Raw genomic sequence first — 11,288 nt, forward strand, 5'->3', positions numbered from 1 at the left:
TCAGTCTTCCCGTCGGCGCAAGGTAATGATGATATCGTCGCCGCTTTTTTCCGTTGCAATCATGCGCAGTCCGAGCACATCTTCCATGGTAGCCGGGGCGCGGCCGTCAAACAGGCCGGGGGCCTTGGCGTCGGCCATGATCTTGGGAGCCATGTGCAGCTGAAATTCCTGTGCCAGACCGAGTTCCAGCATGGCAAGGGCCAGCCGGCCGCCGCCCTCGCACAGGGTGTACAGGCACTTGTGCTCGTTACGCAGCCAGCGCAGGCCGTAGCCTATGTCACGTCCGCCGAGGGTGTCGCCTTCCATGACGGGCAGGGGCATGACCGTGCAACCTTTGTCGCGCAGTCCCTTGGCGGCGTCAGTAGCAGCAGATTCCTCGGAAGTCCAGAATATGGTTTGCTCCGGCCGTTCCGTAAGCAGTTTGTATGCTTCGGGAACATTGGGAAGCTGCGAGGTGATGATAACGGCCAGAGGCTGTTTTTCCACCCCTTCGATGCGGCAGGAGAGCTGCGGGTTGTCTTTGCGGAAGGTGGTGCCGCCCACGATGACAGCTCCCACGTTGCGCCGAAGCTCGTGCACACGGGCGCGCGATTCGGGGCCGCTTATCCAGCGGGAATTACCGTTGCGCGTGGCTATCTTGCCATCCAGCGTGGAGGCAAGCTTGAGAATGGTATAGGGCAGGGGTGTTTCAACCCATGTCAGAAAATCCGTGACGAGGTCGCGGCATTCCTGTTCAAGCACTCCCGAATCGACGAGCACACCGTTCTCGCGCAGGAACTCCGCGCCGCCCTTGGCCTTGGGATTGGGATCCAGAAGACCGATCACCACGTGGCGGATGCCCGCATCAAGCACTGCCTTGGAGCAGGGGGGCGTTTTGCCGTAATGGTTGCAGGGCTCAAGGGTGACAACAAGAGAACACTGGGATGGATCGACGCCCTGCGTTGCGGCATCGCGCAGGCATTCCACTTCCGCATGGGGCTGGCCGCATGCCGTGTGGTAACCGCGTGCCACAATGTCGCCGTCCTTGACAAGAACGGCACCCACGGTGGGATTGGGCGCTGCATGCCAGCGTCCCTGTTCCGCCAGCGCAATGGCCTCGCGCATGAACGGTTCGAAGGGGTGACCCATTAACAGCCTCGTTTGCTATAATCCAGTTTGGTGAACACTACGCCGGATTCTTCCACCATGGCGGTGGCAAGCGGATCGTCGTAGCCTTCAACGTAATACACGGCCTTTACCCCGCAGTTGAGCAGCATCTTGGTACAGATGAGGCAGGGCATGGTGGTGCAGTAAATTTCAGCGCCGGTAAGGGAAACGCCATGCACGGCAGCCTGAATGATGACATTCTGCTCTGCGTGCAGCCCGCGGCAGATCTCGTGTCGCTGGCCGGAGGGAATGCCGAGTTGTTCGCGAAGGCAGCCGGTGTCCAGACAATGCGAAACATTGGCGGGAGCTCCGTTGTAGCCGGTGGCGAGGATGCGCTTGTCCTTCACGGCAATGGCGCCGACCTTGCGGCGGGTGCAGGTTGAGCGCTCCGCCACCATGTAGGTGATGTCCATGAAATATTGCGGCCACGGCAGTCTTTCGTGCATGGAAGCTCCTCTCGAATCTGATTTGCGATGTCGGCCCTTATAATACGAACGCGCTGCGAAGGCCAGTCTGCCCGCGCAGCGCGTTCCGATACGGCGTGGGAGTTAGGGCTACCAGGCGAAGATCGGGAACTGGCGCGCGAAGAGTTCCACTTCCTTGCGGATGGCCTTGAGGCGCGTTTCGTTTTCGATATTGCCGAGCGCGTCGATGATCCAGTCGGCGACCTTTTCCATGTCCTTGCCCTTCATGCCACGGGTGGTGAGGGCAGGGGTGCCGATGCGGATACCGGAGGTCACGAAGGGGCTGCGGGTTTCGAAGGGCACGGTGTTCTTGTTCACGGTGATGCCTGCTTCGTCCAGCGCCAGCTGTGCGGCCTTGCCGGTGATGTCCTTGTTGGACAGGTCAACCAGCATGAGGTGGTTGTCCGTGCCGCCGGAAACGAGCTCGAAGCCCTGATCGGTCAGGCACTTGGCAAGTGCCTGTGCGTTTGCCACAACCTGCTTCTGGTAGTCAGCGAATTCGGGGCGCAGAGCCTCGCCGAAGGCAACGGCCTTGGCAGCGATGACGTGCATGAGCGGACCGCCCTGAATGCCGGGGAATATCTGGCTGTTCAGGGATTTGCCGAGATCCTCTGAGCTGAGAATCATGCCGCCGCGCGGACCGCGAAGGGTCTTGTGGGTGGTCGTGGTGGTGATGTGTGCGTAGGGAATGGGGGAGCTGTGCACGCCTGCGGCCACAAGGCCGGCGATGTGCGCCATGTCCACCATGAGCTTTGCGCCTACTTCGTCGGCAATGGAGCGGAAGCGTGCGAAATCCAGTTCGCGGGGATACGCGCTTGCGCCGGCCACGATGACAGTGGGCTTGTGTTCCTTGGCGAGCTTTTCCACCTGATCATAGTCAATGCGGCCGGTTTCCTTCTGCACGCCGTAGAAGACGACGTTGAAGAAACGACCGGAGAAGTTCACGGGGCTGCCGTGGGTGAGGTGGCCGCCGTGGGAAAGATCCATACCCAGAATGGTGTCGCCGGGCTTGGCAATGGCGAAGTATGCCGCCATGTTGGCCTGGCTGCCGGAGTGGGGCTGCACGTTGGCGTATTCTGCCCCGAAAATGGTTTTTGCGCGGTTTATGGCCAGATCTTCGGCCATATCCACGAACTCACAACCGCCATAGTACCGCTTGCCCGGGTATCCTTCGGCATACTTGTGCGTCATAACGCTACCCTGCGTCTGGCGCACTGCGGAAGAGACGAAGTTCTCGGATGCGATAAGTTCGAGCCCGCCGGTCTGGCGCTCGATTTCCAGATACATTGCCCGTGCTACTTCGGGGTCTTGCAAGAACAGTTCGTCCATTTTCCACCTTCCGGTATAGATATTGTTAAAGCCGTGCACCGGTTGTCCGGTGCACGGCCTGACGCAATCGCGGGATTGCCTAGTCGGCGAATCGCTTGAACAGAATGCTGGCGTTAGTGCCGCCGAAGCCGAAGTTGTTACTCAGAACGTACTTCGCCTGATATTCTTCCGTGCCGCTGCCCATGTAGTTGAGGTCGCAATCGGGGTCGGGGCTGGTGTAGTTGGCAGTGCCGGGCACAATACCCTTGTGCAGAGTCATGCAGGAGAACACGCCTTCCATACCGCCCGCAGCACCCAGCAGGTGGCCGGTCTGCGACTTGTTGGCGGAGATGCGCAGCTTGTATGCGTGGTCGCCGAAGACCTTCTTCATGGCAAGGGTTTCGGCCTTGTCGTTGAGATTGGTGGAGGTGCCGTGCGCATTGATGACATCCACATCGGAAGGAGCGATACCCGCTTCGTCAATGGCTGCCTTCATGCAGCGCGCCATACCGTCCGCATCTTCACGGGGGGCGGTGATGTGATATGCATCGCCCGTGGAACCGAAGCCCACGACTTCCGCATAGATGTTGGCACCACGTGCCTGTGCGTGCTCCAGCGATTCCAGCATGAGGAAGCCTGAGCCTTCGCCGATGACGAAGCCGGAACGCTCTCCGTCGAAGGGACGGGAAGCGATTTCGGGGGTGTCGTTACGGTTGCTGCACAGGGCTTTGAGCGAGGTGAAGCCGGATACGCCCATGGGGGTGATGGTGGATTCGACCCCGCCGGTAATGGCGGCATCGCAGCGACCCATCACGATTTCCGTATAGGCGTGCCCGATGGCGTGCGTGCCGGAGGCACAGGCGCTGGTGAACACCACGTTGGGACCCTTGGCACCGGTGAAGATGGAAACCTGACCGGGCGCCATGTTGGAAATAAGCATGGGAATCATGAAAGGGCTGACCTTGTTGGGGCCTGCTTCCATGAGCTTGGTGTGGAACACTTCAATGGTATCCAGACCGCCGAGGCCCACACCGAGGAGGACGGCAACGCGGCCGGCATTCTCATCGTTTATGACCAGTCCGCTGTGTTCCACCACCATCTGTCCGGTTGCCACGGCGAACTGGACAAAGCGGTCCATGCGGCGGGCTTCCTTAACGGGCATGTATTCAACGGGGTCAAAATCCTTCACTTCACCTGCGATCTTCGAGGAGAATTCGGAGGCATCGAAACGCGTGATGGGGCCAATACCGGACTTGCCGGCAACCAGATTCTCCCAGCTGGATTCAAGGTCCTTGCCCAGCGGGTTGAGGGTTGCGAGACCGGTAACAACAACTCGTTTTTTTGTCATTATTCGTTCCTTGAGGCTTGCGGCGCAGTCCGCGCTGCCGGGTCTGACATGGAGCACTGTGTGGCGCCATGAGAATGTCCGGCACCAGATTCACGCTGCTGAAAGCCCGAGATTGACACCCTTGCGGGGGGCCGGGACGCGGCCGGAAGAAACGGGGCAGGCGTCTTATGATATTTCATAAGACGCCCGCGATATATGGCTGACAGTATTACTATTACTGCTTGCTTGCGATGTAATTGATGGCGTCCTGCACCTTCAGCATCTTCTGTGCATCGTCGTCATCGATTTCGGTGCCGAATTCTTCTTCCATGGCCATGATCAGTTCGGTCAGGTCGAGAGAGTCTGCGCCCAGATCTTCAACGAAAGATGCTTCGGGCTTTACTTCTTCGGCAGAAACGCCGAGCTGGTCGATGATGATCTGCTTAACTTTTGCTTCGATAGACATGGATTCCTCCAAAGGATTGTTTCTTCGTTTGTACCGCGTTTGTATACGGTGTGTTGTCTGATTTTTTTCGTAATGAGGCAGCTAGCAATACATGCCGCCGTTCACTGCAAGTACCTGACCGGTGATGTAACCTGCCTTGTCAGAGGCGAGGAAGGCGACAGCTTCGGCAACGTCATTCACCGAACCGAAGCGCTTCATGGGAATGGCGTTCTGATACTCGGTACGAACGGCTTCCGGAAGGGCATCGGTCATGTCGGTTTCGATAAAGCCGGGAGCCACGGCGTTGACAGTGACATTGCGTGCGGCCAGTTCCTTGCCCAGCGCTTTGGTCAGTCCGATAAGACCGGCCTTGGCGGCAGAGTAGTTGGCCTGACCCGCGTTGCCCATCTGCCCCACAACGGAGGTGATGTTGACAATGCGGCCGTAGCGCTGCTTCGACATGATCTTGGCCGCCTCGCGGGCAGCGAGGAACGAGCCGCGCAGGTTGATGCCGATCACGCTGTCAAAGTCCTCGTCCTTCATGCGAAGTACGAGGCCGTCCTTGGTGATGCCCGCGTTGTTCACGAGCACATCAAGTCGCACCTTGTCCTTGATTTCATTTTTGAAGAAGTCGTTCACTTCTTCGCCATTGCCCACATTGAGCTTGAAGGCGACAGCCTTGCCGCCCGCGTCGATGATGGACTGGGCAACAGCCTGTGCTTCCTCGGGCTTGGAAACGTAGGTCAGGTATACCTGAAAACCGGCTTTACCCAGAGTCTGGGCAATGGCTTTTCCTATCCCTCGGGAGCCGCCGGTCACCAGTGCTGTTGAAAGTAGTTCAGTCATAGTCGCTTCACGGGTTTTGGGTTTGGTGCGAAAAGCACTGCCTTATACCTTAAAGAAAGTATAACTTCAATTCCCAAAAAACGCCTTAATCCGTTATTGCTCAAGTGTCCGGTATTGCACAGCGAACTGTGGTTTCTCTAGAACTCGAGCAGGGCAGAACCCCAGGTGAATCCGCCGCCGAAGGTGGTCAGCAGAACACGCATGCCGGGCTTGATAAGACCCTGGCTCTTGGCGTCTGCCAGAGCCAGCGGAATCGAAGCCGCAGAAGTGTTTCCAAACTTGTTCAGGTTTACGAACACTTTTTCCGGAGCGATGTCCAGCTTCTTGCCCACTGCTTCGATGATGCGCATGTTGGCTTGGTGCGGAATGAGCATGTCCACATCGTTCGTGCTCATGCCGTTGCGGGCCAGCAGGGTTTCGCAGATGCTGGTCATGCTGCGCACGGCATGCTTGAACACTTCTCGTCCCTGCATGGTGACAAAGTGCTCGGCCGGAACAGGCTGATTCAGCTTGTAGGGAATGGAAGAGCCGCCGCCGGCAATGGTCAGCAGGTCGCGCAGGGAGCCATCGGAAGAGAGCTCTATGTCAACAACCTTGGCGCTGCCGGGCTTCTGGGTTCCGGAAATAACCACGGCACCGGCTGCATCGCCGAAAAGAACGCAGGTGTTGCGGTCTTCCCAGTTTACGCGGCTGGTGAGGGTTTCTCCTCCGGAGAGCAGAATGGTAGCATTATCGCATGCCGATGTCAGGCCGCAGGCAACCTGCAGGCCGTAGACGAAACCGGAACAGGCGGCGTTGATGTCGAGTGCCATGGCGCCCTTGATGCCGAGCTTGTCTTCCACCACGCAGGCGGTGTTAGGGCAGTAAGCATCCGGGGTGCATGTGGCGACAAGAATGTGGGTAAGCGCATCTGCCTGCATTCCTGCATCAGCAAGTGCGCCTTTGGCCGCTTCCGTCACAAGGTCGGAAGTGCACTGGCCCTCATCCACGACGTGGCGCTGCTCTATGCCGGTGCGCGTACGAATCCATTCGTCGTTGGTGTCGACAAACTTTTCCAGATCAAAGTTGGTCAGCACTTTTGCCGGGGCAAAGGAGCCGAAACCATGGATATAGCAATGCTTGGTCATGGCAGTGTCCCGAACGCGGGACGGCGGCACGACATGTGGTCGTGCCGCCGCTCCGACGATCAATTCTTGACGGCCTTGCCGAAGCTGGTCAGCTCTTCGTTAGCGCTGATAGCTTCAACCAGACGTTCGTTGGTTTTCTTCTCCACGAAGGCGGCTGCCATTTTGACCGCGTTGGTAATGGCCTTGGCGTTTGAGGCACCGTGGCACACAATGGCGATTCCTTTTAGACCCAGAACGGGGGCACCGCCGTATTCGGCGTAGTCCACCATACGGGCAAAGCGCTTGAAGGCGCTTCTCGCGAGCAGCGTGCCGATTTTCGCAAGAAAGCTGGACAGCAGTTCGCGCTTCAGGATGCGGCTCATCGAAGTGCTGAGCCCTTCGCTGAGCTTGAGAGCCACGTTCCCCACAAAGCCGTCGCACACGATGACATCCACATCGCCCGTGAACAGGTCTCTGCCTTCCACGTTACCGACGAAGCGGATATTTTTCGCCATCTTGAAAAGGTCGTAAGCCTCTTTCACCTGCGAATTGCCCTTGCCTTCCTCTTCACCGATGGAAAGCAGACCTATGCGGGGCGATTCACGCTCCAGCAGGTCACGGGCATATGCATCGGCCATGAGGCCGAACTGGAACAGGTGATGCGGTTTGCAGTCAACATTGGCACCGACGTCCAGCAGGACAATGGGCTTTTTTTCCGTGGGCATCACGCTGGCAAGCGCCGGACGGTCAACCCCCGGAATGCGTCCCATAATGAACATGCCGCACGCAACAGTAGCTCCGGAATTACCGGCGCTCACAATGCCATCCGCCTTGCCTTCTTTTACCAGTCGGCAGGCTACCTGGATGGAAGAGTTTTTCTTGCGGCGCAGTATGTCCGAAGGCTTTTCGTCCATACCGGCGACTTCATCGGTATGGACAATGTCATAGACCACCTTGCCGGAAAGCATTCCGGAAGGCAGCCTGTCAAGTTCAGCCTTAATTTTCTCCGTGTCGCCAACCAGAGCGAGCCGGATGCCATACGTGCGGGCAGCCTCTATCGCACCGGGAATGTTGACGGCGGGGCCGTGGTCCCCACCCATGACGTCCACGGCGATGATGGGGCTGTTATGCATTTTCCTTCGTCATCTGGCGGCCGTTGTAGGTACCGCAAGCGGCACAAACACGGTGGGGCAGGGCAGCTTCGCCGCACTGGCAGAACACAACGGTAGGAACAGCCACACGGTGGTGGGAACGACGCATGCCCTTCTTGGACTTGGACTTCTTAGCCTGAGATACAGCCATGACAAACCCTCTCTTTTTTTCCTTCCGGCCCGAAGCCGGAAAGGCAGTAATGCTTATTTATTGATTTTAAGATTCTGCAGCACGGCAAGGCGGGGATCAAGTTCCTCATCCTTGCAATCGCAGGAGCCCGTGTTCAGGTCGGTACCACACTGGGGGCACAGACCTTTGCATTCTTCATTGCACAACGGCTTGAGCGGCAGCGAAATAACAAACTCTTCCCAGAGCAGGGCGGAGATTTCGATCTCCAGCCACTGGCCGTCCTTGGCAGGGCGGACAGCGGGATCCTGTCCCGGTTCCAGCAGGTCTTCCTGCATGGACAAGAGTTCGGCGAATTTCTGCTTCACCGTTATAACGGCGTCTTCCGCGCAACGATCGCAGGGCGCGGCTACAGAGCCGGTAATGCGACCGCGAACAAGGCAGCCGTCTTCCTGCGGAAGAAGGTGCAACACGGCAGACAATGCATCCACAACGCGGTAGGGCAGTTTGAACTCTGCGATCGGTTCCAGCCAGATTGACTGCTCGTCGATCGTGATTTCTTTGCCCTCTGCAGGGATGTCGTTCAGTGGAATCCAAATTTGTGTCATATGTAATATCCTTGCGGAAGGCGATTTCTACATGCGACCTCATCAACTTGTCAAGAAAAGGGTTGCCTTTTTTACAGTGTGGGTATAATACACCCATCTCTTTGCAGGTGATAGAGGAACAACACGCGATAGCCGCGGCTCCGCAAGCATCTGCAGACTATAGGAACCAGATTTTTTTCATCATATATGGAGGATCGCCATGTCTAGAGAATGTGCAATTTGCGGCAAGAAGCCCCAGACCGGTAATCAGGTTTCCCACTCCAACATCAAGACCAAGCGTCGTTTCCTGCCTAACCTGCAGAGCGTTCGCCATCAGCTGCCCAGCGGCGAAGTGAAGCACATGAGTGTTTGCACCCGCTGCATCCGCTCCGGCGCAGTTGTTAAGCCCGTTACCGCCAAGAAAGCCTAAGTATTAAGGCGATCCTGACAGGATGAAAAGGCCCCGAGTGATCTCGGGGCTTTTTTTATATCCTTATTGTCACTCTTCCGGCATTATTTCCTGTCGTCAGCGGTGGCAGAAGGAAGCAGAAGGAGAGGATATGCTCTGGTTTATCCTTGCATTGGGGACTGCCTTTTTTTCCGCGCTTGAAGCGGTTGTGGTGAAAAAGTGGCTCGGCCATCTTTCCCGCTGCGACATGCTTGCCTGTTTTCTGGGCTGGAGCTGGCCCATGTTTGCCCTATATATAATGATACGGGGCTGGCAGCCCCTTGCTCCGGAGTTCTGGCAGGCTCTTCTGGTCATGCTGCCGCTGAATATTCTGGGCACCTTCATCCAGTACGAAGCCATACGGTCTGCGCCGATATCGCTTATCATGCCGCTTATGGCCTTTACGCCCGCGTTCATGATCGTGACAGGGTTTGTGTTTCTCGGTGAACTGCCCACTCCGGCCGGACTTGCCGGTATCGCCTGCATCGTGGCCGGAAGCTGGGTGCTCAACGCAAAGGCAGCCAACCGCACAGCACTGCTTGAACCCTTCAGGGCCATATTCCGCGTTCGCGGGTCACGGTACGCCCTGTATGCTTCCATTATCTGGGCCATAGGAGCCGTGTTTTCCAAACGCATGGCCCTGGCAGGTGATCCTTTTTATGCGGGCGCCATGTTTTTCACCATTCATAACGCGTTGCTTGTGGGCGGGCTGCTGCTCACAGGCAAAGCTTCATGGCGGACCATGCTTCGTCATCCCGTGGCAGGAATTGCCTCCGGAATGACGCTTGTCGCACATATCGCCTGCCATTACATTTCGATCACCATGGTCGCCGCCGCATACATGATATCCATCAAGCGTCTCAACGGGGTCATATCGGTTGCCATGGGCGGCCTTTTCTTCAAAGACGAGAACGTACGCGGCAGGTTTATCGGGGCCGCTGTCATGGCTTTGGGGGCCGGTATAATTGCCCTTTGGGGATAGAAAAGCCTGTCTGCCTTCTGTTTCCGGCCTTTTCCGGCGATAATAGGCTTGCGTTCCATGCCAGAATGATTACCAATGGCGGAGCGATCGGTTTACCATGTGTGGCCGCGCGCTGATGTCAGACTGGGCCGGGGGCCGCACTTCCGCTCGGATCGGGTAATTTCCCGCAGAACGCAAATACAGGATGTCTGATGTTTTCCAAACTATTTCTGCTTTTTACGCTCATTCCCATCATGGAGCTTTACACATTGGTGGAGGTTGGTTCCGTTATCGGTGTGGGATCGACTATTTTGATAGTCATTCTCACGGGTGTCATCGGAGCATGGCTGGCCCGCATGGAAGGTTTCAATACCATGCTGAAGGTCAGAGAAAGTCTTGCGCAGGGCAAGGTGCCTGCTGACGAGATGGTGGAAGGCCTGCTCATTCTTGTGGCCGGACTTCTTCTGCTCACGCCCGGTTTCATTACAGACTGTATGGGCATAGTGCTGCTGGCTCCGTTTACCCGCAAGCCGTTTGCCCGCATGCTTCGTAAGCAGTTCAATGAATCGGTGAAGGTGCAGGGGGCCGGTTCCTTCGGATCTGCCAACAGCGCCGGATTCACGTATTACACGTGGCATTCCTCCGGTGGCCGCAAGGCCCCGGGAGATGGTCCCCTATCGGTGCAGGATTTAGAAGCACGGCTGCGTGGAGAAACTTCGCAGGAACCGCGTAAGGCCGTGGTTATTGACTGTGATCCCATAGAGGACAAGGATAACGGTTCCCGTTAGGGGACGTATGGACTTAGTAAGAGAAAAGGCAGCCCTGCTGCCTTTTTTGATTTCCGCCGGACAGGAATATAAGGAGAGAGTATGAAGCTGATTGGTAATGTCGCGGTCATATGTATGGTCATGGTGCTCGTCTGTTCCGCTGCGCGGGCTGAAACCATCGGTTCTGTCAGCACGGTCTTCAAGGTTCTTGGAGCCAACGACAAGATAGTGGTGGAAGCGTTTGATGATCCCGATATAGAGGGGGTTACCTGTTACCTGAGCCGCGCAAAGAAGGGGGGAATATCGGGGAGCCTTGGTGTGGCGGAAGATACCTCGGACGCGTCTCTCTCGTGCAGACAGGTCGGTCCCATCTCTGTTCCCGAGCGAATCCGCAACAAGAAGGAAGACGGCGAAGAGGTCTTCAAGAAAAGAACATCGCTGCTCTTCAAGAGCATGCAGGTTGTCAGATTCTACGATGCGAAGCGAAATGTGATTATTTATCTGACGTACAGCGACAGAATAATCGAAGGCTCGCCCAAAAACTCCATCAGCTGTGTGCCGGTCATGCCCTGGGGTAACTGATGCCGCCTGTGCTGCGGTACACG

14 protein-coding genes are annotated in these 11,288 nt (G+C 57.0%); 4 read left to right on the forward strand and 10 right to left on the reverse strand.

Annotated features, from left to right (window positions below; translation table 11 throughout):
• The 10 genes from ribD to HUV30_RS08500 form a co-directional block, all read right to left on the reverse strand.
• The gene (gene ribD, locus HUV30_RS08455) at positions 1-1,128 is read right to left on the reverse strand and encodes a bifunctional diaminohydroxyphosphoribosylaminopyrimidine deaminase/5-amino-6-(5-phosphoribosylamino)uracil reductase RibD (protein WP_174405004.1); all 1,128 of its coding nucleotides are present in this window, start codon (positions 1,126-1,128) and stop codon (positions 1-3) included.
• Positions 1,128-1,592, reverse strand: a complete 465-nt coding sequence (locus HUV30_RS08460; RefSeq protein WP_174405005.1) for a deoxycytidylate deaminase — start codon at positions 1,590-1,592, stop codon at positions 1,128-1,130. Before HUV30_RS08460 ends, ribD begins: the two co-directional genes overlap by 1 nt.
• 108 nt (positions 1,593-1,700) lie before the next feature.
• Positions 1,701-2,939, reverse strand: a complete 1,239-nt coding sequence (gene glyA, locus HUV30_RS08465; RefSeq protein ID WP_174405006.1) for a serine hydroxymethyltransferase — start codon at positions 2,937-2,939, stop codon at positions 1,701-1,703.
• 79 nt (positions 2,940-3,018) lie between these two features.
• Positions 3,019-4,266: a beta-ketoacyl-ACP synthase II gene (fabF, locus tag HUV30_RS08470; protein ID WP_174405007.1), complete on the reverse strand. Its 1,248-nt coding sequence runs from the start codon at positions 4,264-4,266 to the stop codon at positions 3,019-3,021.
• A 214-nt stretch (positions 4,267-4,480) separates the two neighbouring features.
• Positions 4,481-4,711, reverse strand: a complete 231-nt coding sequence (gene acpP / locus HUV30_RS08475) for an acyl carrier protein (RefSeq protein WP_174405008.1) — start codon at positions 4,709-4,711, stop codon at positions 4,481-4,483.
• A gap of 81 nt (positions 4,712-4,792) precedes the next feature.
• Complete coding sequence (fabG, locus tag HUV30_RS08480) at positions 4,793-5,536, reverse strand: 3-oxoacyl-[acyl-carrier-protein] reductase (protein ID WP_174405009.1); 744 nt, start codon at positions 5,534-5,536, stop codon at positions 4,793-4,795.
• A gap of 137 nt (positions 5,537-5,673) precedes the next feature.
• On the reverse strand, positions 5,674-6,663 hold the full coding sequence (locus HUV30_RS08485) for a beta-ketoacyl-ACP synthase III (RefSeq protein ID WP_174405010.1): 990 nt from the start codon (positions 6,661-6,663) through the stop codon (positions 5,674-5,676).
• Positions 6,664-6,722: 59 nt separating this feature from the next.
• Positions 6,723-7,775 carry a phosphate acyltransferase PlsX gene (gene plsX / locus HUV30_RS08490; RefSeq protein ID WP_174405011.1) on the reverse strand — a complete coding sequence of 351 codons (1,053 nt, stop codon included), beginning with the start codon at positions 7,773-7,775 and terminating at the stop codon, positions 6,723-6,725.
• Positions 7,768-7,944: a 50S ribosomal protein L32 gene (gene rpmF, locus HUV30_RS08495; RefSeq protein WP_174405012.1), complete on the reverse strand. Its 177-nt coding sequence runs from the start codon at positions 7,942-7,944 to the stop codon at positions 7,768-7,770. The genes plsX and rpmF overlap by 8 nt, the downstream gene beginning before the upstream one ends.
• A gap of 53 nt (positions 7,945-7,997) precedes the next feature.
• On the reverse strand, positions 7,998-8,528 hold the full coding sequence (locus tag HUV30_RS08500) for a YceD family protein (protein WP_174405013.1): 531 nt from the start codon (positions 8,526-8,528) through the stop codon (positions 7,998-8,000).
• Between the two features lie 199 nt (positions 8,529-8,727).
• Between HUV30_RS08500 and rpmB the strand changes: the two genes are divergently transcribed.
• From rpmB to creA, 4 genes are all read left to right on the forward strand, one after another.
• Positions 8,728-8,937 carry a 50S ribosomal protein L28 gene (gene rpmB, locus HUV30_RS08505; protein WP_174405014.1) on the forward strand — a complete coding sequence of 70 codons (210 nt, stop codon included), beginning with the start codon at positions 8,728-8,730 and terminating at the stop codon, positions 8,935-8,937.
• 130 nt (positions 8,938-9,067) lie between these two features.
• Positions 9,068-9,937 (forward strand): EamA family transporter, encoded by an 870-nt coding sequence (locus tag HUV30_RS08510; protein ID WP_174405015.1) that lies wholly within the window; start codon positions 9,068-9,070, stop codon positions 9,935-9,937.
• A gap of 191 nt (positions 9,938-10,128) precedes the next feature.
• Positions 10,129-10,704, forward strand: coding sequence for an FxsA family protein (locus HUV30_RS08515; RefSeq protein WP_174405016.1), 576 nt, complete (start codon positions 10,129-10,131; stop codon positions 10,702-10,704).
• A gap of 81 nt (positions 10,705-10,785) precedes the next feature.
• Entirely contained in the window at positions 10,786-11,265 is a 480-nt protein-coding gene (gene creA, locus HUV30_RS08520) for a protein CreA (protein ID WP_174405017.1), read from the forward strand.
• Positions 11,266-11,288 lie beyond the last annotated feature (23 nt).

The sequence above is a fragment of the Desulfovibrio subterraneus genome (genome assembly GCF_013340285.1).
In the GTDB taxonomy this organism is placed as follows: Bacteria; Desulfobacterota; Desulfovibrionia; order Desulfovibrionales; family Desulfovibrionaceae; genus Halodesulfovibrio; species Halodesulfovibrio subterraneus.